We start from the raw sequence: 20,646 nt of genomic DNA, 5'->3' as shown, positions 1-20,646 counted from the left end.
GCACCATGACGACGACCACCACCACCGCCGTACACGAGCCGGTGCGTGCGAACTCCCCCGGGGCGGCGGGCGGCTCGGGCCGCCGCCCCGGGCGGATCCGCCGGATCGGACTGCCGTACCTGCTGCTCCTGCCCGCCCTGCTGCTCGAACTCCTCGTCCATCTGGTGCCGATGGTCATCGGTGTCGTGATGAGCTTCAAGGAGCTCACCCAGTTCTACATCCGCGACTGGGGCACCGCCCCCTGGTCCGGGTTCGACAACTACAAGACGTCGATCGAGTTCAACGCCCCGGTCGGCAAAGCCCTGTTGCACTCCTTCTTCGTCACCGTCGGCTTCACCCTGCTGTCGGTCGGCCTGTGCTGGCTGATCGGCACCGCGGCCGCGGTGTTCATGCAGGACACCTTCCGGGGCCGGGGCCTGCTGCGGGCCCTGTTCCTGGTGCCGTACGCGCTGCCGGTCTACGCGGCCGTCATCACCTGGGTGTTCATGTTCCAGCATGACAACGGCCTGGTGAACCACGTCCTGCACGACCAGTTGCACCTCACCGACAAGCCGTCGTTCTGGCTGATCGGCGACAACAGCTTCTGGGCGCTGCTGATCGTGTCGGTGTGGAAGGGCTGGCCGTTCGCCTTCCTGATCGTGATGGCCGGACTCCAGAACATCCCCAAGGAGCTGTACGAGGCGGCCGCCCTGGACGGCGCCGGCATGGTGCAGCAGATCCGCCGGATCACCCTGCCCTCGCTGCGCCCGGTCAACCAGGTGCTGATCCTGGTCCTGTTCCTGTGGACGTTCAACGACTTCAACACGCCGTACGTCCTGTTCGGCAAGGCCGCGCCGGAGGCCGCCGACCTCATCTCGGTCCACATCTACCAGGCCTCCTTCGTCACCTGGAACTTCGGCACCGGCTCGGCGATGTCCGTGCTCCTGCTGCTCTTCCTGCTGGTCGTGACCGGCGTCTATCTCGCGCTCACCTCACGCGGACGGAGGACCGCCGATGTCTAGTCCCAGTTCGCCGATGGCCCCGCCGCGCTCGTTCCTCTGGGCCCGGGGGATCTTCCTCACGCTGCTCACCGGGTTCGTGCTGGTCCCCGTGTACGTGATGATCTCCAGCTCGCTCAAGCCCCTCGCGGACGTCACCGGCAAGTTCCGCTGGCTGCCCAGCGGGCTGACCATCCGCCCGTACATCGACATCTGGTCGACGGTCCCGCTCGCGAGGTACTTCGTCAACTCGCTGATCGTGGCGGTCTCGGCGACCGTCTGCTCGGTCGTCGTCGCGGTGTTCGCCGCCTACGCGGTCAGCCGTTACGAGTTCCGCGGCAAGCGGGTCTTCACGGTCACCGTGCTGTCCACGCAGATGTTCCCGGGCATCCTCTTCCTGCTCCCGCTGTTCCTCCTGTACGTCAACATCGGCAACGCCACCGGCATCGCCCTGTTCGGATCCCGCGGCGGGCTGATCCTCACCTACCTGACGTTCTCGCTGCCGTTCTCGATCTGGATGCTGATCGGGTACCTCGACTCGGTGCCCAGGGACCTGGACGAGGCGGCGCTGGTGGACGGCTGCGGGCCGCTCGGCGCGCTGTTCCGGGTGGTCGTACCGGCGGCGATCCCGGGAATCGTCGCGGTCGCCGTCTACGCCTTCATGACGGCCTGGGGCGAGGTGCTGTTCGCGTCGGTCATGACCAACGACACCACCCGCACCCTCGCCGTCGGCCTCCAGGGCTACTCCACGCAGTACGACGTCTACTGGAACCAGATCATGGCCGCCTCGCTCGTGGTGAGCGTCCCCGTAGTGGCCGGCTTCCTGCTGCTCCAGCGCTACCTCGTCGCCGGGCTGACGGCGGGCGCCGTCAAGTGAACCCACCTCCCTCCGAAGTTCCGAAGCTCGTCGCGAAAGGAATTACGTGACCATCGACCTCGCCGCACTCCCGCACGACTTTCTGTGGGGCACGGCAACCGCGGCGTACCAGATCGAGGGAGCCGTCGCCGAGGACGGCCGCTCACCCTCCATCTGGGACACCTTCTCGCACACCCCGGGGAAGATCGCGGGCGACGACAACGGCGACATCGCCTGCGACCATTACCACCGCTGGCGCGAGGACATCGGCCTGATGGGCCGACTCGGCACCAACGCCTACCGGTTGTCGATCGCCTGGCCGCGCGTGCGGCCCGGCGGCGACGGCCCGGTCAACGCCAAGGGCCTCGACTTCTACGACGAGTTGATCGACGCCCTGCTCGCGGCGGGGATCACCCCCTCGGTCACCGTCTACCACTGGGACCTGCCGCAGGCCCTCCAGGACCGGGGCGGCTGGACCGAGCGCGCGACCGCCGAGCACTTCGCCGACTACGCCTCCGTGGTCGCCGAGCGCTTCGGTGACCGCGTCCGGCACTGGACCACCCTCAACGAGCCCTCCTGCTCGGCCTGGATCGGCCACCTGGAGGGCAAGATGGCCCCGGGCCTGACGGACCTCACCACCGCCGTCCGCGCCTCCTACCACCTGCTCCTCGGCCACGGCCTGGCCGCCCGGGCGATCCGCGCCGCCGCGCCGGGCGCCGAGGTCGGCATCGTGAACAACCTCTCGACGGTGTTCGCCGCTTCGGACCGTCCCGAGGACCAGGCCGCCGTCCGCCGCCACGACGGGCACGTCAACCGCTGGTGGCTGGACCCGGTGCACGGCCGCGGCTTCCCGGCCGACATGGTCGAGACGTACGGCGTCGAACTCCCCGAGCGCCCCGGCGACCTGGAGACCATCGCCACCCCGCTCGACTGGCTGGGCCTGAACTACTACTTCCCGGCCTATGTGGAGGACGACCCGAACGGCCCAGCCCCGTACGCCCGTTCGGTGCGCCGCCCCGACGTCCCGCGCACCGGCATGGACTGGGAGATCGACGCGAGCGGCATCGAGACGCTGCTGCTGCGCCTCACGAACGAGTACGGCGCCCGCAAGCTCTACGTCACCGAGAACGGCTCGGCCTACCCGGACGTGGTCCGCCCCGACGGCACGATCGACGACCCCGAGCGCCAGGAGTACCTGGTCGGCCATCTCGCCGCCTGCGCCTCGGCGGCCCGCAAGGGCGCCCCGCTGGCCGGGTACTTCGCCTGGTCGCTGCTGGACAACTTCGAGTGGGCGTACGGCTACGACAAGCGCTTCGGCCTGGTCCACGTCGACTACCGCACCCAGGTCCGCACCATCAAGGGCAGCGGCCACCGGTACGCGGACATCATCCGCCACCACCGGGGACAGGCCCGCAGGGCGGCCTGACACGACCGCGGTGGGCGCGGACCAGGGGAGTTCCGCGCCCACCGCACCGCACTCCCACACGCATGCACGACGGTCCACGCCGCATGGACACCGAGCTCCGATCTGTCATGAACACAACAACGTGTGCACCATCGACACTCAGGAGGCCCGCATGCCATCCCGCATCCCCCGCACCCTCCTGGCCGCCCTCGCGACGGCTGCCCTGCTGGCCTCGGGCCCGGTCCTGGCCGCCCCGGCGACCGCCGCTACCGCCGCCGTGACCTGGGACACCGACCGCGCCAACACCGCCTACACGGCCGACCCGAACGCCGTCACCGCCTCCGGCAGCGAGAACGGCGGCACCACTGCCGGCCTCGCCTTCGACGGCAACGGCGGCACCCGCTGGTCCAGCAACTTCGCCGACGACGCCTGGATCCGGATCGACCTCGGCACCACCATCCGCATCGACCGGGTCGTCCTCGACTGGGAGGCCGCCTACGGCAAGAGATACGTCCTGGAAGCCTCGAAGAACGGCACGGACTGGACGCCGTTCTACACCGAGACCGCGGGCACCGGCGGCTCGGTCACAGCGAGCACCTACCCGCAGGAGGTCACCGGCCGCTACGTCCGGATGCGTGGCATCGAACGCGCCACGCCCTACGGCTACTCGCTCTGGAACTTCAAGGTCTACGGCGGCGAACCGGCCCCCGCGTCCTCGACCGTCACCAACCTCGCCCTGAACCACCCGGCGTACTCCAACTACTACCAGCACGCGGGCAATTCCCCGGCGTTCGCCACCGACGGCGGCTGGCCGGCCGACCTGAAGGGCGACTCCACCCGCTGGTCGAGCGACTGGAACGCCGACCGCTGGATCTCGGTCGACCTGGGCGCCACCTCCACGATCTCCTCCGTGGACCTGTACTGGGAGTCGGCGTACGCCGTCGACTACCTCCTCCAGGTCTCCGACGACAACGTCAACTGGCGCACGGTGTACGAGCCTTCCGCCGCCGCCATCGCCACCCGCCGCGCGAACGTCGTCGCCCCCTCGGACGCCGCGGGCCTGCACGACACCGTCACCCTTCCCTCTCCGGCCACCGGCCGCTATGTCCGGATGCTCGGCAAGGAGCGCCGCAGCTTCTACAACCCGGCCCCCTACACCGCCCAGTTCGGCTACTCCCTCTACGAGTTCCAGGTCTGGGGCACCGGCGGCAGCGTACAGGCGGCCTACCCCGCGCTCCCGGGCGAGCAGCCGGGCACGTACCAGACCACGTTCTTCGACGACTTCACGGGCAGCTCGCTGGACCGCTCCAAGTGGCGGGTCGTCCGCACCGGCACCGAGATGGGCCCGGTCAACGGCGAGTCCCAGGCGTACGTCGACTCGACGGACAACGTCCGGACGCAGAACGGCGAGTTGATCCTGAAGGCGAAGTACTGCAAGGGCTGCACCCAGGCGGGCGGCGGCACCTACGACTTCACGTCCGGCCGTATCGACACCAACACCCACTTCGACTTCACCTACGGCAAGGTCAGCGCCCGTATGAAACTCCGGGTCGGCGACGGCTACTGGCCCGCCTTCTGGCTGCTGGGCAGCAACGTCGACAACCCGTCGGTCTCCTGGCCGGCCTCCGGCGAGACCGACATCATGGAGAACATCGGCTACCCGACGTGGACGAGCACCTCGCTCCACGGCCCCGGCTACTCGGCCGACGGCAACATCGGCACCCGCCAGACCTTCCCGAACGGCGGCACCATCGACCAGTGGCACACCTACGCGGTGGAGTGGACGCCGACGGCGATGCGCTTCTACGTCGACGACACCCTGGTCCAGGAGACCACCCGCAACAAGCTGGAGTCGACACGCGGCCAGTGGGCCTACGACCACAACCAGTACGTCATCCTCAACCTCGCCCTCGGCGGCGCCTACCCCGCCGGCTGGAACCAGGTCACCAGCCCCTACTGGGGCCTGCCGCAGTCCAGCGTGGGCAAGATCGCGGCCGGGGGAGTGCAGGCGGAGGTGGACTGGGTGCGGGTGGAACAGAAGAGGTAGGGACCAGGTACCTGCCCGGGGGCCGCGCTGCCGAGGGGAGGCGGGGGAGGGGCCGGGGGCCGGCCGCGGGCCTGTCGTGGCTGGTCGTGCAGGTCCCCGCGTCCCTGACGGAGCGCTCGACGCTGCCGCGGCCGAAAGAGGACACCGCCCCCGCGTTCGTCCGCGACTGAACGGTCCGTCCGCGTTTCGCGTACTACCCGACCGTGGGAGGATCACTCACCATGAGTGCGTCACCGGCGGTACGGAGCCTGCGTGCCGCGGTGTTCGCCGCGGTGTGCGTGCTCCTGGCTGCCGCCGGCCATGCACTGGCCATGGGGGAGATGCCGCCGCTGTGGGCCGACGCGGCCGGATTCGCCGCCGTGTTCGGCCTGGGGCGCGTCCTCGCGGGACGTGAGCGCGGACTCCCGGAGATCGGTGCCGGCATGCTGCTCACCCAGGCCGGTCTGCACTTCGGCTTCGACGCGGCACACGCGGCGACATCCGCACCCACGCCCACCACGGCCATGTCTCACATGTCTCACATGTCCATGGCCGGCATGGCGCAGCACCCGCACGCCATGACCGCGCACGCCACCCTGGCCCATGTCGTCGCGGCCTTGGTCGCCTCCTGGTGGCTGCGGTGCGGCGAGGCCGCCCTGTGGTCGCTGCTGCGCCGCACGGCTGCCCTCGTGCCCGGTCTCGCGGCCTGGTGGCGTGACGCCCCGCTGCCCGCCCCGGCCGGCCGCCCGCTGCGGGCCCCGGCCGATCCGGTACGCCCCCGCCGACTGCTCGCGCTACGGCACGCGGTGAGCCGACGCGGCCCCCCTGCTGCGATCCCGTACCCCGTCCGACACCCGTAAGGCCCTCTAACAGACTTCACTCGTACGGAGATCCACTCACCCATGTCTGCCAACTCTGCCCTGCGCCGCGCCGGCACCGTCACCGCGCTCACCGCCGCGGCGGTCCTCGCCGCCGCCGGTGCCGCCTCCGCGCATGTCACCGTCCACCCCGAGAGCTACGCCAAGGGCGCCACGGACGGCGTCCTGACCTTCCGTGTCCCCAACGAGGAGGACAACGCCTCCACCACCAAGGTCCAGGTCTACCTGCCCACCGACCACCCGGTCCTGGGCGTCCTCGTCAGCCCCCAGGACGGCTGGACCGCCAAGGTGACCACCACCAAGCTCAAGACGCCCGTGAAGACCGACGACGGCACCATCACCGAGGCCGCCTCCGAGATCACCTGGACCGGCGGGAAGATCGGGGCCGGACAGTACGAGGACTTCAACGTCGCCTTCGGCCAGCTGCCCGAGGACACCGACCAGCTGACCTTCAAGGCCCTCCAGACGTACTCGGACGGCAAGGTCGTCCGCTGGATCGAGGAGGCCGCGAGCGGCGGCGAGGAGCCGGAGAACCCGGCGCCGACGCTCAAGCTGACGGCGAGTGACGAGGCCGCGGCCTCGGCCGCACCGGCGACGAAGAGCAGCGCCAAGGCGACGACGACCGCGTCGGGCGACGCAAGCGACTCCACCGCGCGGGGCCTCGGCATCGCGGGCCTGATCGTCGGCGCACTGGGCCTGGCGGCAGCCGCGTTCGCCTTCGTACGGACACGGGGCGCACGGTCGTAGGCGAACGGCAGGGGCCCGGACCATCCCCCGGTCCGGGCCCCTGCCGTGCTCGGTCAGTTCATCGCACCGCCAGTTCCAGCATCTCCAGCTCCTCCGCGCGTACCTCCACCCGCGCCTCCGCGCGCACCGTCAGCCGCACCTCAGCCGGCCGTTCCTTCTCCGCGACCACCGCCACCGTCGCCGCCGCCGCCTGAGAGTTCCGCCACAGCCACACCACATCGCGCCCGAACGACCACAGCAGCGAGCCGAGCGCCAGCAGCACCACGCCCAGGTTGGCCAGATGGGGCAGCAGGTCCGCGCCCGCCAGGAGCAGGCAGATGCCCTGCATCGCGGCGACGGTCTTGCGGGCCATCGACGGCGGCAGCGGGGCGTTCAGCCAGGGCGCGACCTTCGCCGCCGCGACGAACGCGTAGCGCATCGCGCCGATCAGCAGCACCCACGGACCCACCTGCGTCGAGACGTACACGCTCAGCACCAGGATCAGGAACGCGTCGACCTCCATGTCGAAGCGCGCGCCCAGCGCGGTCGACGTACCCGTGTGGCGGGCCACCTTGCCGTCCACGCCGTCGAGGATGAGGGCGACGGCGGTCAGGCCGACCAGGAGCGAGACCGGCGGGGAGCTCTCGAAGGAGTCGGCGACCAGCGCCGTCACACCGCCGACCAGGATCGCGCGGCCCAGGGTGACCCGGTTCGCCGGGCCGAAGGTGCGCGGCCGGGTCCGGTGCAGGGCCCGGGAGAGCACCGCCCAGGTGGCTATCGCGAACGCGAGACCCGTCAGCCACCCGGCAGGCCCCATGCCTATCGCCGACCCGAGCAGGGTCAGCAACAGGATCTGCACGCCCGCTCCCACAGCGGTCTCCTGCTGGACCAGCCTGGCTTCGTATGTGTTGTTCAGGGCCACCGCACGTCCTCCGGCCGAGTGACAGAGTCGATCAACGCCGCGTACTGTGCGCGGCCTGTGCACCTCTCGCTGTGCACATCTCGGTACGTGAACAACTTCCCGATCGTTCAGGAGGATGCCGATGAACCGCTCGGCCCGCGCGTTCTGGCTCCGCTCTCCGGGCCACGGAGAGCTGCGTGACGTCACCCTCACGGAGCCCGCCGAGGGCGAGGTTCTGGTGCGCGCGCTGTACTCCGGAGTCAGCCGGGGCACCGAGACACTGGTGTTCCGCGGCGGGGTGCCGGAGAGCCAACACGCGGTGATGCGGGCGCCGTTCCAGGAGGGCGAGTTCCCCGGGCCGGTGAAGTACGGCTACCTCAGCGTCGGCGTCGTGGAGGCGGGCCCCGTTGAGCTGATCGGGCGTACGGTGTTCTGCCTGTACCCGCATCAGACGCGTTACGTCGTTCCGGTGACCGCGGTGACGGTGGTACCGGAGCGTGTACCACCGGCGCGTGCGGTGCTCGCGGGCACCGTGGAGACCGCCGTGAACGCCCTCTGGGACGCCGCGCCCCTGGTCGGCGACCGGATCGCGGTGATCGGCGGCGGCATGGTCGGCTGCTCGGTCGCCGCCCTCCTCGCCCGCTTCCCCGGCGTACGGCTCCAACTGGTCGACGCCGACCCGGGCCGGGCGAAAACGGCTGAGGCGCTGGGCGTCGACTTCGCGGCCCCACAGGACGCCCTCGACGGCTGCGACCTGGTCGTCCACGCCAGCGCCACCGAACAGGGCCTCACCCGAGCCCTGGAACTCCTCGCCCCCGAGGGCACGGTCCTCGAACTGAGCTGGTACGGCGACCGGCGCATCGCCCTCCCGCTCGGCGAGGCCTTCCACTCCCGGCGCCTCACCGTGCGCAGCAGCCAGGTCGGCACCGTCTCCCCGCGCCGGGCAGGCCGCAGTTACGCCGACCGGCTCGCCCTGGCCCTCGACCTGCTGGCCGATCCGGCGCTGGACGCCCTCATCACTGGGGAAAGCTCGTTCGAAGAGCTGCCGGAGGTGCTCCCGAAACTCGCCTCCGGGGAGATCCCCGCGCTCTGCCACCGGGTCCGCTACGGCGACGTCGGCTGACGGAACGTCCAATGCGGCCCGCCAAGAGCGCCTGACCTGAGAAAAGAGTGAGAGTGGACTGAACACGGGGAAGCCACGAACCGTATTAAGGGCATCCCCAGGCAGGGATCAGCCGGGGGACCAGACGCGCCGCACCTGGAGGGTCGTCCGTTGTTCAGCATCACCGTCCGCGATCACATCATGATCGCCCACAGCTTCCGCGGCGAGGTGTTCGGGCCCGCGCAGCGACTGCACGGCGCCACGTTCCTGGTGGACGCCACCTTCCGCCGTGAACAGCTGGACGACGACAACATCGTCGTCGACATCGGTCTTGCCACCCAGGAGCTCGGCGCCGTGGTCAGCGAGCTGAACTACAGAAACCTGGACAACGAGCCGGACTTCGCCGGGGTCAACACCTCCACGGAGTTCCTCGCCAAGGTCATCGCCGACCGGCTCGCCGAGCGGATCGAGAAGGGCGCCCTGGGCGAGGGCGCCAGGGGCCTGGCCGGACTCACCGTCACCCTGCACGAGTCGCATGTCGCCTGGGCGAGTTACGAGCGTGCCCTGTGACCGACGTGACCATCGGCCGGGCACCGGCCCTCACCTACGTGCCCGCGCAGCGCGCGGCCACCACCGAACCGGTCGGCGAGAACGCCCCGGCGAACATCGGGATCCTCCGCATGTCCCTGCGTATCGTGCACTTCGTCATGCCGGGCGGTGTCGACGACCCGGCCACCCCGAGCGGCGGCAACGCCTACGACCGGCGGGTCTGCCTGGACCTGCCCGGCTTCGGCTGGCAGGTCACCAAGCACGCCGTGCCCGGCTCCTGGCCCCGCCCCGACACGGCCGCCCGGGACACCCTCGCCCGCACCCTGCGGGAGCTGCCCGACGGCGCGGTCGTCCTCCTCGACGGCCTGGTGGCGTGCGGGGTCCCCGAGATCGTCGTACCGGAGACCGAACGGCTGCGGCTCGCCGTCCTGGTGCACCTGCCGCTCGGCGACGAGACCGGGCTCGACCCGGCCGTGGCCGCCGACCTGGACGCCCGGGAGCGGACGGTGCTGCGCGCCGTACCGGCCGTGGTGGCGACCAGCGACTGGGCGGTACGACGGCTGGTCTCGCACCACGGCCTGGCGCCCGAACGAGTCCATGTCGCCGCCCCGGGCGCCGACATCGCCCCGCTGGCCGGCGGCACCGACGGGGTCTCGCACCTGCTGTGCGTCGCCGCCGTCACCCCGCGCAAGGGCCAGCACCGGCTGGTCGAGGCCCTCTCCGCGGTCCGGGACCTGCCGTGGACCTGCACCTGTGTGGGCGGCCTCGGCCAGGACCCCGAGTACGTCGCCTATCTGCGCTCGCTGATCGCCGAGCACGGCCTGACGGACCGGCTGCACCTCGCCGGTCCCCGCTCCGGCGCCGACCTCGACGCCAGCTACGCCGCCGCCGACCTGATGGTCCTCACCTCGTACGCCGAGACCTACGGCATGGCGGTCACCGAGGCCCTCGCCCGGGGCATCCCGGTGCTCGCCACCGACGTCGGCGGGCTGCCCGAGGCGGTCGGCCGCGCCCCCGACGGCGGGGTGCCCGGCATCCTCGTGCCGCCGGAGGACCCCGCCGCGCTCGCCGCCGAACTGCGCGGCTGGTTCGGCGAAGCGGACGTACGCCGTCGCCTGAAGGCCGCCGCGCGCGGCCGGCGGGCGGCGCTCGACGGCTGGGCGACCACCGCCCGCAGCCTCGCCGGAGTCCTGCTGAGGCTCCCCGACGAACCACGGAGGGCGGCATGACCAGCGAGACGACGACCACTACTCCGGTCGGCGCGATCCCCGCGCAGCCCGGGCCCGGGGATGTTACGGATGCAGGGGTGGGACGAGAGCACATGGATGCCGCAGCCTCCCGTGAGCCCGGCCGGTCCGAGGTGATCGCCGGGGCCGGTCCCGTCGTGCGCCCGGGCGAGCGGGCCACCGTTCGCCTGCGCGAGGGCGGGCCCGAGGAGCCGCCGCGGTACGCACCCGAGTGGCTGGAGCTGCGGGAGAGCGCGGACGCGGCCGCCCGGTCGCACGACCTGCTGGACCCGCTGCGGATCCGGCTGGCCAACCTGCCCGGCAAGGCGGGCGGCCTGGTCGTGCACGACCTGGGCTGCGGCACCGGCTCCATGGGCCGCTGGCTCGCGCCCCGCCTGGACGGCGCCCAGCACTGGATCCTGCACGACCGCGATCCCTACCTCCTCCACTTCGCCGCCGTCGCCTCGCCCCGCGTGGCCGCCGACGGAAGCCGGGTCACGGTGGAGACCCGCCGCGGTGACGTCGCCCGGCTCACCCCCGAGGCGCTGACCGGCGCCTCCCTGGTGACCGCGTCCGCGCTCCTCGACGTCCTCACCCGCGAGGAGGTCGGCATACTCGCCGCAGCCTGCGCCGGGGCCGGCTGCCCCGCCCTGCTCACCCTGTCGGTGGCCGGACGGGTCGAGTTCGGCACGCCCCATCCGCTGGACGCGGAGCTGACGGAGGCCTTCAACACCCACCAGCGGCGCGGCGGGATGCTCGGCCCGGACGCGGTCACGGCCGCCTGCGAGGCCTTCGCCGACCGGGGCGCCACCGTGAAGGTGCACCCCAGCCCCTGGCGGCTCGGCCCCGACGAGAAGGCGCTCACCGAGCAGTGGCTGCGCGGCTGGGTCGGCGCGGCCGTCGAGGAGCGCCCCGAACTGGCCGAGCGCGCCGAGGCCTACCTGGCCGAGCGGCTCGCCGCCTGCGCGGCCGGCGAACTGCGGGTCGTCCTGCACCACAGCGACCTGCTGGCGCTCGCCCGGCCGACCGGAGGCACCTCATGACCACCTCCACCCTGGTCCGCGAGACCGCCCCCGTCGCCCCGGTGACCGTGGCCCGGCGCGTCAACCTCCGCGCCGTCCGCACCCACGTGGGCACCCTCGCCGGGGTCGCCATCATCGCCGTGCTGCTGTGGCGGCTCGGCACCGGCGTCTTCCTCGACGGACTGCGCCGCATCGACACCCCGACGCTGGCCGTCGGCCTGGCGACCGGCGTGGTCACGACCGTACTGAGCGCCTGGCGCTGGCAGCTGGTGGCCCGCAGCCTCGGCCTGCGGCTGCCGCTGGGGCCCGCGGTCGGCGACTACTACCGCGCGCTGTTCCTCAACGCGGCCCTGCCCGGCGGGGTGCTCGGTGACGTTCACCGGGCGGTCAGGCACGGGCAGAGCGAGGGCGACGTAGGGCGCGGTGTCCGCGCGGTCGTCCTCGAAAGGGCCGCGGGACAGATCGCTTTGACGGTGTTCGGCGCGGGCGCGCTGCTGATCCTGCCCTCGCCGGTCCGCGACGAGGTACGCAGCTTCGCCCCGCTGGCGGCGGCCGGCCTGGTGGGCGCCTGCGCGGTGGTGGCCGCGGTCCGGATGAACAAGGCCCCGGGCAAGCGCGGCGGCGCCCTGCGTGAGATGCTCGCCGAGGCCCGCCGGGCGCTGCTGTCACGGCAGAACGGGCCGGGCGTCGCACTGTCCTCCGCGGTCATCCTCGCCGGACACGTCGGAATGTTCGTGGTGGCCGCGCGGGTCGCCGGCTCCACCGCCTCCGTGGCGGCGCTGGCACCGATCGCGGTGCTCGCCCTGGTCGCCATGGGCCTGCCGCTGAACGTCGGGGGCTGGGGCCCCCGGGAGGGCGTCACCGCCTGGGCGTTCGCCGCAGCCGGCCTCGGCGCGGACAGCGGGCTCGCCACCGCCGTCGTCTACGGCGTCCTCAGCTTCGTGGCGGCCCTGCCGGGGCTGGTGGTCCTGGTCGTCCGCTGGTACGCCGGGCTGCGCTACTCCCGCTCCGAGGTGAGCAGTTCGAAGACCGCGCCGAAGGAATCGGCGAGGCTCGCCAGGAGTTCCTTCCCCTTTTCCGCCGACCCCAGGGAGGGACGGCCGATGACGCCCGACTCGGTATAGGCGGACATTCCCAGGGTGAGGAGATGACGGCGGTCGTCAGCGGTGAAATCGGCGGACTCGTGACCAGGGCGGACCAATTCGGGATGAGCGTGCAGCAGAATCGAGGTCTCGATTTCTCCCGCATGCATGTCGGTGAGCGCCGAGGTCTCCACCCCGGCCCGCCCGAGTGCTGTCTCCCAGTCCTCCGCGGCCGGGTACAGCGCCATCCGCTCGCCGCGCGCGGACGCCTCCTGGACGACGTTGCCCAGCACGTAGTTGCCGCCGTGGCCGTTGACCACGACCAGCGCCTCCACGCCCGAGCGGCGCAACGATTCTGCGATGTCCCGGACCACCGCGTGCAGGGTCACCGAGGAGATGCTGACGGTCCCCGGCCAGGCCGCGTGCTCGTGCGAGCAGGAGACCGTCACCGGCGGAAGGAGGTGCACCGGGAACGCGGCGGCGATCTCCCGGGCGACGGCACAGGCGACGAGCGTGTCCGTCGCCAGCGGAAGGAAGGGACCGTGCTGTTCGAAGCTCCCCACGGGAAGGACGGCGACCTGAGTTGAAACGACCGCCCCCCTGGTCCGTACCTCTTCCGTGGTGTCCGCCGGCAACAAGCCGTATGCCGCCGTACGCGCGCCCGAACCATTCATCGTTTCACGGCCTTTCGTCTCCTCTTAGGAATCAGATCATGACAGAGAACATCGGCGTACTCGGCAAGAAGTCCCCACGGCGTTCGGGCGTGGAACGCGTCGTCAATGCACCGCTGCCCACCGTCTACGGGAAATTCCAGGCGATCGGCTACCTGGACCACGACCGCGGTGACGAACAAGTGGCCCTGGTCTACGGGGACATCGACAGCGACCGGGTGCTGACCCGGCTGCACTCGGAGTGCCTGACCGGTGACGCGTTCGGCTCCCAGCACTGCGAGTGCGGCGACCAACTGGCCGCCGCACTGCGCGCGGTCGTCGCCGAGGGCAGCGGCATCGTCGTCTACTTGCGGGGACACGAGGGCCGTGGCATCGGACTGCTCGCCAAGCTGCGCGCGATGGCGCTCCAGGCGGAGGGCCTCGACACGGTCGAGGCCAACCTCGCGCTCGGCCTGCCCGTCGACGCCCGCGACTACGGTGTCGCCGCCGGCATCCTGCGCGACCTCGGGGTCGGTTCCGTACGCCTGATGTCCAACAACCCGCGCAAACGGGAGTCCCTGGTACGCCACGGCATCGAGGTCGCCGAGACGGTCCCGCTGCTGATCGAGCCGTGCGAGAACAACATCACGTATCTGCGGACCAAGCGCGAGCGCCTCGACCACGTGCTGCCCCACCTGGACGCCGTGGCTCACTGGTCCTGAGGTACCGGGTGGCCTCCCGGGGAAGGCTCAGGGGAGACCGACAGGGGGCACACGCGTGAATCTTCGGGCCCAGGTCGTGGTCATCGGCGGCGGGGTGATGGGCACCAGCATCGCCTACCACCTGGCGAGCGCGGGCGTCCGTGACGTCGTCCTCGTCGAACGGGACGAACTCGCCGCCGGATCCACGTCGAAGGCCGCCGGAGGGGTGCGCGCCCAGTTCTCCGACGAGCTCAACATCCGGCTGGGCGCGCGCAGCCTGGCCGCCTTCGCCCGCTTCGGGCAGGAGATCGGCTACGACATCGGGCTGCGCCGCGTCGGCTACCTCTTCCTCCTGTCCACCCCCGAGGAGGTCGCCTCCTTCGAGGCGAGCGTCCGGCTCCAGAACCACCTCGGCGTGCCCAGCCGGATGCTCACCCCGAAAGAGGCGGCCCGGCTCTCCCCGCTGATCGCCACCGACGGACTGCTGGCCGCCGCGTACTCCCCGGACGACGGCCACTGCACACCCGAGTCCGTCGTGCACGGCTACGCGGCCGCCGCCCGCGCCCACGGCGCCCGCGTACTGCGCCACACCGAGGTCACCGGCATCGAACGGGACGGCGCTCACCTCACCGCCGTGCACACCACCCTCGGCCGGATCGCCACCGACACGGTGGTGTGCGCGGCCGGGGCCTGGTCGAGGGCGGTCGGCGCGATGGCCGGCGTGGACTTACCGGTCCGGCCGCTGCGCCGCCAGATCGCGGTCACCGAACCGGTCCCGGCACTGCCGCCGACGCTTCCCATGACCATCGACTTCAGCACCAGCCTGTACTTCCACGCCGAGGGCCCGGGACTGCTGCTCGGCATGTCGGACCCGGACGAGCGGCCCGGCTTCGCCAGCGACCCGCACGACCGCTGGATCCCGCGGCTGTACGCGGCCATGGAGCGGCGCGCGCCCGCCCTGCTCGACCTGCGCCGCACCGGCGGCTGGGCCGGCCTGTACGAGAACACACCGGACCACAACGCCCTGATCGGCGAGGCGACTTCGGTCTCCCGGTTCCTGTACGCCACCGGGTTCTCCGGCCACGGCTTCCTCCAGGGCCCGGCCGTCGGCGAGGTGATCCGCGACCTCTACCTGGGCCGCGCCCCCTTCCTCGACGTCCGTCCACTCGACGCCGGCCGGTTCGCGGCCGACGCTCACCGCCCGGAGACCAACCTGGTCTGACCGGACACCTCCTGGTCCAGGATCGACTCGTGGACCAGCCGGCGCAGCTCCGGGAGGACCTTCAGGGTCTTCGGGCGTACCTGGGTGTGGAACTGCACGGTCAGGTCGTGGGTGGGGTCGACCCAGAAGGCGGTGGTGGCCGCGCCGGTCCAGCCGTAGGTGCCGGGGCTGCTCGGCGAGAGGGTGCGGGTGGGGTCGATCACCACCGACACGCCCAGGCCGAAGCCGAGGCCGTCGTTGCCGGGCTCCTGGTGGGCGGGGGCGCCGAAGGCCCGCAGGTCGGTGCCGCCGGGCAGGTGGTTGCTGGAGAGCAGGGCGACCGAGGCGGGGGAGAGCAGCCGGACGCCGTCCAGCTCGCCGCCCCGGCGCAGCATCTCCATGAAACGGTGGTAGTCGTACGCCGTCGCCGCGAGGCCGCCGCTGCCGGACAGGAAGCGGGGGCGGCCGCGCAACGGCAGCCCGGGGATGGCCTCGATGCCGCCGCCCTCCGTCTCGCCGTACAACTCCGAGAGCCGGTCGGCCTGTTCGGGCACGATGTGCAGGCCCGCGTCCGGCATGCCGAGCGGGCGGAAGATCCGGTCCCCGAAGAACTCGTCCAGCCGCTGCCCGGAGACCACCTCGACGACCCGGCTGAGCACGTTGAAGCCGACGGAGTAGTTCCACTGCGTGCCCGGCTCGAACTGGAGGGGCATGCGCGCGTACACCTCCATCGTCTCGGCGAGGTCCGCGCCCGCCGGCACCGAGAACTCCAGGCCGGCCTCGCGGTAGCGGGCGTCCACGGGGTGCGAGTGGTAGAACGCGAAGGTCAGCCCGGCGGTGTGGGTGAGCAGATGCCGGACGAGGACCGGTCCGTCGGCAGGCCGGGTCACCATGGCGTCGCCCGAGCCGCTCACATGCACCCGGGGATCGGCGAACTCCGGCAGAAGGCGGCCGACCGGGTCGTCCAGCGACAGCAGGCCGTCCTCCACCAGCAGCAGTATCGCCACGGCGGTGACCGGCTTGGTCATCGAGTACATCCGCCAGATGGTGTCCGGTTCGACCGGCAGCCCGGCCGCGCGGTCGCGGTGGCCCTGCGTGGTGAGGTGGGCGATCCGGCCGCCGCGCGCCACGGCCACCAGGTAGCCGGGCAGGCGCCCTTCGTCGACGTAGTGGGCGAAGTGCTGGTCGAGGCGGTCCAACGCCTTCGCGTCCAGCCCGACCTCACTGGGGTCGACTTCCTGTCGCAGCTGTGCCATCGCTCTCCTCCGGTCGTGTCGTCCCGCTGCGCGGTCCGACCTCGGACCTCATCGTCGCGCAGGAAGCGGGGAACGCACCCGCTCATCCGCATGTGGTGTGACGGACGCTATAGAAGAGGCGCCGGGTAAGGGACAGACACCCGCCACGCCGAGCACGACCAGGAACCCCGGCGGGAATGGGAGGTGGGCCCGGCGGGGTTGTTCCAGACATGACCCAGGACGCTCTTCTGAAGCTGCTCGCCGAAGGCCACAACGGGGTGCTGGTCACCCTCAAGAGCGACGGCCGCCCCCAGCTGTCCAATGTCAATCACGCGTACTACCCGGACGAGCGGACCGTCCGTGTCTCGATCACGGACGATCGCGCCAAGACCCGCAACCTGCGCCGTGACCCGCGTGCCTCGTACCACGTCACCAGCCCCGACCGCTGGGCCTACACGGTCGCCGAGGGCACCGCCGAGCTCTCGCCGGTCGCCCGGGACCCCTACGACGAGACCGTCGAGGAACTCGTCCGCCTCTACCATGACGTCCAGGGCGAGCACCCCGACTGGGACGACTACCGTGCCGCGATGGTCCGCGACCGCCGACTGGTGCTCCGGCTGCGCGTGGAGCGGGCGTACGGCATTCCGCGGGCCTGACGGCCGGGCCTAGGACCTCTGATCCAGGGCGATCGGCCGATGGCCGGGCGCGGGCCGGATACCTAGGCTGCTGGGCAGGGAACGGCAGCTCAGGAAGGGGCACCATGCCCGTCAACGGTCGTAGTCACATCCGCGTCGCCCGGCCCTCCCGGGATCTTGCCGCGGCCGAGCGCTTCTGGGTGCGAGGGCTGGGGCTCGGTGTGGTGTGGCGGGCCGAGGGCGGACCGGAACCCGGCGAGCACGACCTGCTGATGCTGGGCTGGCCGGACGCCGGCTGGCATCTGGAGCTGGTCCGCGAACCCGCCCGGCCCGTCGAGCCCCGGCCCACCGAGGAGGACCTGCTGGTGATCTATGTCGACGGTCCGGTGCCGGAGGACCTGGCCGCCCGGCTGGAGGAGCACGGCGGCAAGCGGGTGCCGTCACCGAACCCGTACTGGAACCGGTGGGGCGTCACCATCGAGGACCCCGACGGGTACCGGCTCGTGCTCTGCGAGCGCGGCTGGTCCAACCTGTAGCCGGGGGTGCTTGCCGTCCGCCCGGTCCGTCGCTAGCCTCCGCGCGTGATCAATGGGGCACATGTGGTGATCTACACGCGCGACGCCGAGGCGGACCGCGCCTTCCTCCGGGACGTCCTGGGCTGGCCGCACGTCGACGCGGGACACGGCTGGCTGCTCTTCGAGCTGCCGCCGGCCGAGGTGGCCTGCCATCCGGTCGACGGCGAACCGTCGCACGAACTGATGCTGATGTGCGACGACCTCGATGCCACGACCGCCGAACTCACCGCGAAGGGCGTGGAGTTCAGCCGACCCGTCCAGGACGCGGCCTGGGGCCGGGTGACGGGTTTCCGGTTGCCGGGCGGAGGCGAGGTCGCCTTGTACGAGCCGCGCCACCCGCGCGCCCAGCACCGGCCTCCTCTCGCACCCAGGTCTCCAGACAGTGCGTGAACTCGGCAGCCCTGTCAGGCCAGTTGAAGTGGGTGAGCGCCGCCTCACGGCCACGCTGGGCCGCGGTGTGGCGCAGGATCGCGTCGGTGCTCAGCCGTCGTATCGCCTCCGCCGCCGCGCGCGGATCCTCGTACGGGACGACGAGACCGCAGCCGTGCCGCTCGACCATGTCGGCGGCCAGCGGGGTGGGTGTGGTGATGACGGGGACGCCGTGCGCCATGTACTCGACGACCTTGGTGGGCCGCGAGTGGCGGTAGTTGGGCTGGTCGTGGAGGAGGGAGAGGCCGGCCAGGGCACCGGGGAGCAGCGCGAGGGCGCGGTCGTTGGGCAGGAATCCGTGCCAGCGCAGGACGCCGTCCCGGTCGGCCGCCGCGAGCGCGTCCCGGACGTCGGGGTCGGCCGCGCCGGCCACCTCGATACGCAGGCCGGGCCCCAGGTGCCGGGCGGCCTCGATCAGATCCAGCGCGCCGCGCGCCCGTGACAGGTGGCCGACGTAGACGACGCGTTCGCTGTCCGGCGACTCGGGTGCCCGCACCGGTGCCGTCGTGAAGTTCGGCACCACCGGGTGGGTGCGGCGGAACCGCTCCTGGTAGGCGTCCTCGGCGAGCAGCAGCCGCAGATGGCGTTCCGCCAGCCGCTCGGCCGCCCGCACGCCGAGCCGCAGCGGCGCCCGGAGCGGCCGGGGCACCCAGCGTTTCATGGCGAGCGCGGCGGCGGTGTCCTCGTGAACGTCCCATACGACCACCGGAGCGGCCCCGGACCGCCGCCAGCGGCGCAGGGTGCCGGGCAGGGCGAGGAGCAGTTCCGGGTCGTGGAGGAGGATCACGTCCGCCTCGTGCCCGCGTTGGGCGAGCAGGGCGCGGGCGGCGCCCACCGCCGCACGGCGGCTGCGGCCCGCCGCCCGGGGCAGGTCGATGCCTTCGAGGTCCGCGCGGGGTCGCACCTCGCGGGCCGAGAACGGCGCCGCGTACACGACGTGGTGTCCCCGTTCCCGCAGCGCGGTGATCTGCCGGTGCAGTATGCGCGCGTCCTCTGGGTGGTGGACGACGGTGACGACGAGTATCCGCATCTGAGCGCCTTTCGACTCCGCCGCCTGGAGCCCTGGGACTCCGGGCGGCGGAAGGGGAGTTGCCACAGAGGTCGCCTACAGCACCTCGACACCGGGCCGGAAGATCCGCCCGCGGGTGTCGAAGAGCAGTCGGGCCTCGTCGCCGAGGGTCGGGAGGTCGTACGCGGAGTGGTCCTGGAGCAGGATCGTCAGATCGTGCGAGCGCACGGCGGCCATGACGTCGGTGACGCGCGGCACGGCCTCCCCGTCCACGAACCAGGCGGGCACGAACGGATCGTGGAAGGCGATCTCGGCCTCCCGGTCCCGCAGCAGCCGGGCCACTGGCACCGCGGGCGACTCGCGCTGGTCGGCGACGTCCGGCTTGTAGGTGACGCCGAGGAGCAGCACCCGGGAGCCGTGCAGGGCGCGGCCCTCGTGGTTGAGCAGATCCTGCGCGCGCCGGACGACGTACTCCGGCATGTGTGCGTTGATCTCCCGGGCGAGTTCCACGAACCGGAACTCGTAGCCGATCGAACGCACCTTGTACGAAAGGTAGTTGGGGTCGATCGGGATGCAGTGGCCGCCCACGCCGGCGCTCGGCCGGAAGGCCTGGAAGCCGAACGGTTTCGTACCGGCGCAGCGGATCGCGTCCCACACGTCGACGCGCAACTCCTGGCACAGAATGGCCAGTTCGTTGACGAGGGCGATGTTGACGTGCCGGTAGGTGTTCTCCAGGAGCTTGGCCATCTCGGCTTCCCGGGTGCCCTTGGCCTGTACGACGGTGTCGACGAGCTTGCCGTAGAAGGCGGCCGCCCGGGCCGCGCACGCCGGGGTGCAGCCGCCGACCACCTTCGGGGTCTCGCGCAGCCCGTGGGTGGTGTTGCCGGGGTCGATGCGCTCAGGTGAGAACGCCAGCGCGAAGTCCTCGCCGGCCCGCAGCCCCGACTCCTGAAGGATCGGCTTCACCACCTCCTCGGTGGTGCCCGGATAGGTCGTCGATTCGAGGACGACGAGCCGTCCGCGGCGCAGCCTGCCCGCCACCGCCCGCGCGGCGGAGGTCACCGCGCCCAGATCGGGGCCGCCGTCCTCGCTGAGCGGGGTCGGCACACAGATCACGATCGTCTGCGCACGGGCCAGACAGGCGTCGTCCGTGTACGCGGTGAAGCCGGCCTGCCGCATGCGGGCGACGTCGTCGTCGGAGACGTCGTCCACATGGGAGTGTCCGGCGTTGAGGCCCTCCACGACCCGTGGGTCGAGGTCGAGTCCCGCCACTCTCAGCCCGACCAACGACGCCTCCCGCGCGAGCGGAAGCCCGACGTAACCGAGCCCGATGACGGCCAGTTCGAAGCCGTCGGTCCGTTCTGCATCCCCGAGCGATTCGCTCAATTCCCCGAGCGGTACGGCCTTTTCGACCTGCATAGGGATTCACTCCGCCCTCAACGGCAGACGCCGTATGGATCC

Annotated in this window: 19 protein-coding genes and 2 pseudogenes; 16 read left to right on the top strand and 5 right to left on the bottom strand. The window is 71.7% G+C overall.

The genetic code is table 11. The features are described from left to right. Positions 1-5: 5 nt before the first annotated feature. The 6 genes from ABTY98_RS18800 to ABTY98_RS18775 all read left to right on the top strand — a co-directional run bounded on the left by ABTY98_RS18800 (position 6) and on the right by ABTY98_RS18775 (position 6,889). Positions 6-1,001 carry a carbohydrate ABC transporter permease gene (locus tag ABTY98_RS18800; RefSeq protein ID WP_352222027.1) on the top strand — a complete coding sequence of 332 codons (996 nt, stop codon included), beginning with the start codon at positions 6-8 and terminating at the stop codon, positions 999-1,001. Further along, positions 994-1,854 carry a carbohydrate ABC transporter permease gene (locus ABTY98_RS18795; RefSeq protein WP_352222026.1) on the top strand — a complete coding sequence of 287 codons (861 nt, stop codon included), beginning with the start codon at positions 994-996 and terminating at the stop codon, positions 1,852-1,854. The genes ABTY98_RS18800 and ABTY98_RS18795 overlap by 8 nt, the downstream gene beginning before the upstream one ends. A gap of 46 nt (positions 1,855-1,900) precedes the next feature. Then, complete coding sequence (locus tag ABTY98_RS18790) at positions 1,901-3,259, top strand: GH1 family beta-glucosidase (protein WP_352222025.1); 1,359 nt, start codon at positions 1,901-1,903, stop codon at positions 3,257-3,259. Positions 3,260-3,410: 151 nt separating this feature from the next. Continuing rightward, on the top strand, positions 3,411-5,285 hold the full coding sequence (locus tag ABTY98_RS18785; protein WP_352222024.1) for a discoidin domain-containing protein: 1,875 nt from the start codon (positions 3,411-3,413) through the stop codon (positions 5,283-5,285). A 221-nt stretch (positions 5,286-5,506) separates the two neighbouring features. Further along, positions 5,507-6,124 (top strand): hypothetical protein, encoded by a 618-nt coding sequence (locus ABTY98_RS18780; protein ID WP_352222023.1) that lies wholly within the window; start codon positions 5,507-5,509, stop codon positions 6,122-6,124. 42 nt (positions 6,125-6,166) lie between these two features. Beyond that, complete coding sequence (locus ABTY98_RS18775; protein WP_352222022.1) at positions 6,167-6,889, top strand: YcnI family protein; 723 nt, start codon at positions 6,167-6,169, stop codon at positions 6,887-6,889. Positions 6,890-6,947: 58 nt separating this feature from the next. Here ABTY98_RS18775 and ABTY98_RS18770 read toward each other — a convergent pair whose 3' ends face one another. Beyond that, positions 6,948-7,790 (bottom strand): CDP-alcohol phosphatidyltransferase family protein, encoded by an 843-nt coding sequence (locus ABTY98_RS18770; protein WP_352222020.1) that lies wholly within the window; start codon positions 7,788-7,790, stop codon positions 6,948-6,950. A gap of 121 nt (positions 7,791-7,911) precedes the next feature. On the opposite strand from ABTY98_RS18770, the gene ABTY98_RS18765 reads away from it, so the two are divergent. The 5 genes and pseudogenes from ABTY98_RS18765 to ABTY98_RS18745 form a co-directional block, all read left to right on the top strand. Then, the gene (locus ABTY98_RS18765) at positions 7,912-8,892 is read left to right on the top strand and encodes a zinc-dependent alcohol dehydrogenase (protein ID WP_352222019.1); all 981 of its coding nucleotides are present in this window, start codon (positions 7,912-7,914) and stop codon (positions 8,890-8,892) included. A 150-nt stretch (positions 8,893-9,042) separates the two neighbouring features. Next, on the top strand, positions 9,043-9,441 hold the full coding sequence (locus ABTY98_RS18760; protein WP_210575166.1) for a 6-pyruvoyl trahydropterin synthase family protein: 399 nt from the start codon (positions 9,043-9,045) through the stop codon (positions 9,439-9,441). Further along, entirely contained in the window at positions 9,438-10,649 is a 1,212-nt protein-coding gene (locus ABTY98_RS18755; protein ID WP_352222018.1) for a glycosyltransferase family 4 protein, read from the top strand. Before ABTY98_RS18760 ends, ABTY98_RS18755 begins: the two co-directional genes overlap by 4 nt. Before the next feature lie 92 nt (positions 10,650-10,741). Then, complete coding sequence (locus ABTY98_RS18750; RefSeq protein WP_352222017.1) at positions 10,742-11,689, top strand: class I SAM-dependent methyltransferase; 948 nt, start codon at positions 10,742-10,744, stop codon at positions 11,687-11,689. Next, a pseudogene (locus ABTY98_RS18745) lies at positions 11,686-12,564 on the top strand (lysylphosphatidylglycerol synthase transmembrane domain-containing protein); the annotation flags it as partial. The gene ABTY98_RS18750 and the pseudogene ABTY98_RS18745, both read left to right, overlap by 4 nt. Before the next feature lie 101 nt (positions 12,565-12,665). Here ABTY98_RS18745 and ABTY98_RS18740 read toward each other — a convergent pair. Then, positions 12,666-13,424 carry a creatininase family protein gene (locus ABTY98_RS18740; protein ID WP_352222016.1) on the bottom strand — a complete coding sequence of 253 codons (759 nt, stop codon included), beginning with the start codon at positions 13,422-13,424 and terminating at the stop codon, positions 12,666-12,668. A 38-nt stretch (positions 13,425-13,462) separates the two neighbouring features. Between ABTY98_RS18740 and ribA the strand changes: the two genes are divergently transcribed. Continuing rightward, positions 13,463-14,122 carry a GTP cyclohydrolase II gene (gene ribA / locus ABTY98_RS18735; RefSeq protein ID WP_352222015.1) on the top strand — a complete coding sequence of 220 codons (660 nt, stop codon included), beginning with the start codon at positions 13,463-13,465 and terminating at the stop codon, positions 14,120-14,122. 55 nt (positions 14,123-14,177) lie between these two features. Continuing rightward, entirely contained in the window at positions 14,178-15,323 is a 1,146-nt protein-coding gene (locus ABTY98_RS18730; protein WP_352222014.1) for an NAD(P)/FAD-dependent oxidoreductase, read from the top strand. Here ABTY98_RS18730 and ABTY98_RS18725 read toward each other — a convergent pair. Continuing rightward, on the bottom strand, positions 15,296-16,558 hold the full coding sequence (locus tag ABTY98_RS18725; protein ID WP_352222013.1) for a serine hydrolase domain-containing protein: 1,263 nt from the start codon (positions 16,556-16,558) through the stop codon (positions 15,296-15,298). The genes ABTY98_RS18730 and ABTY98_RS18725 overlap by 28 nt on opposite strands. A gap of 209 nt (positions 16,559-16,767) precedes the next feature. On the opposite strand from ABTY98_RS18725, the gene ABTY98_RS18720 reads away from it, so the two are divergent. The 3 genes and pseudogenes from ABTY98_RS18720 to ABTY98_RS18710 all read left to right on the top strand — a co-directional run. Then, the gene (locus ABTY98_RS18720) at positions 16,768-17,193 is read left to right on the top strand and encodes a PPOX class F420-dependent oxidoreductase (protein ID WP_352222012.1); all 426 of its coding nucleotides are present in this window, start codon (positions 16,768-16,770) and stop codon (positions 17,191-17,193) included. Between the two features lie 104 nt (positions 17,194-17,297). Further along, positions 17,298-17,708, top strand: coding sequence for a VOC family protein (locus tag ABTY98_RS18715; RefSeq protein WP_352222011.1), 411 nt, complete (start codon positions 17,298-17,300; stop codon positions 17,706-17,708). A gap of 45 nt (positions 17,709-17,753) precedes the next feature. Further along, positions 17,754-17,993, top strand: a pseudogene (locus tag ABTY98_RS18710) (VOC family protein); the annotation flags it as partial. Here the strand turns inward: ABTY98_RS18710 and ABTY98_RS18705 are convergent. After that, the gene (locus tag ABTY98_RS18705; protein WP_352222010.1) at positions 17,992-19,206 is read right to left on the bottom strand and encodes a glycosyltransferase; all 1,215 of its coding nucleotides are present in this window, start codon (positions 19,204-19,206) and stop codon (positions 17,992-17,994) included. The pseudogene ABTY98_RS18710 and the gene ABTY98_RS18705 overlap by 2 nt on opposite strands. Before the next feature lie 75 nt (positions 19,207-19,281). Then, entirely contained in the window at positions 19,282-20,604 is a 1,323-nt protein-coding gene (locus ABTY98_RS18700; RefSeq protein WP_352222009.1) for a nucleotide sugar dehydrogenase, read from the bottom strand. Positions 20,605-20,646: the final 42 nt, after the last annotated feature.

It is taken from the genome of Streptomyces sp. NPDC096040 (assembly GCF_040303265.1).
Classification (GTDB): domain Bacteria; phylum Actinomycetota; class Actinomycetes; order Streptomycetales; family Streptomycetaceae; genus Streptomyces.
This window is presented reverse-complemented; position numbering and strand designations above follow the sequence as displayed.

Excerpts from the sequence above, each read along its gene's own strand:
- ABTY98_RS18800 (WP_352222027.1), top strand. The coding sequence starts at position 6 with ATGACGACGACCACCACCACCGCCGTACACGAGCCGGTGCGTGCGAAC.
- ABTY98_RS18795 (WP_352222026.1), top strand. The coding sequence starts at position 994 with ATGTCTAGTCCCAGTTCGCCGATGGCCCCGCCGCGCTCGTTCCTCTGG.
- ABTY98_RS18785 (WP_352222024.1), top strand. The coding sequence starts at position 3,411 with ATGCCATCCCGCATCCCCCGCACCCTCCTGGCCGCCCTCGCGACGGCT.
- ABTY98_RS18780 (WP_352222023.1), top strand. The coding sequence starts at position 5,507 with ATGAGTGCGTCACCGGCGGTACGGAGCCTGCGTGCCGCGGTGTTCGCC.
- ABTY98_RS18775 (WP_352222022.1), top strand. The coding sequence starts at position 6,167 with ATGTCTGCCAACTCTGCCCTGCGCCGCGCCGGCACCGTCACCGCGCTC.
- ABTY98_RS18765 (WP_352222019.1), top strand. The coding sequence starts at position 7,912 with ATGAACCGCTCGGCCCGCGCGTTCTGGCTCCGCTCTCCGGGCCACGGA.
- ABTY98_RS18750 (WP_352222017.1), top strand. The coding sequence starts at position 10,742 with ATGGATGCCGCAGCCTCCCGTGAGCCCGGCCGGTCCGAGGTGATCGCC.
- ABTY98_RS18740 (WP_352222016.1), bottom strand. The coding sequence starts at position 13,424 with ATGAATGGTTCGGGCGCGCGTACGGCGGCATACGGCTTGTTGCCGGCG.
- ribA (WP_352222015.1), top strand. The coding sequence starts at position 13,463 with ATGACAGAGAACATCGGCGTACTCGGCAAGAAGTCCCCACGGCGTTCG.
- ABTY98_RS18725 (WP_352222013.1), bottom strand. The coding sequence starts at position 16,558 with ATGGCACAGCTGCGACAGGAAGTCGACCCCAGTGAGGTCGGGCTGGAC.
- ABTY98_RS18720 (WP_352222012.1), top strand. The coding sequence starts at position 16,768 with ATGACCCAGGACGCTCTTCTGAAGCTGCTCGCCGAAGGCCACAACGGG.
- ABTY98_RS18715 (WP_352222011.1), top strand. The coding sequence starts at position 17,298 with ATGCCCGTCAACGGTCGTAGTCACATCCGCGTCGCCCGGCCCTCCCGG.
- ABTY98_RS18705 (WP_352222010.1), bottom strand. The coding sequence starts at position 19,206 with ATGCGGATACTCGTCGTCACCGTCGTCCACCACCCAGAGGACGCGCGC.
- ABTY98_RS18700 (WP_352222009.1), bottom strand. The coding sequence starts at position 20,604 with ATGCAGGTCGAAAAGGCCGTACCGCTCGGGGAATTGAGCGAATCGCTC.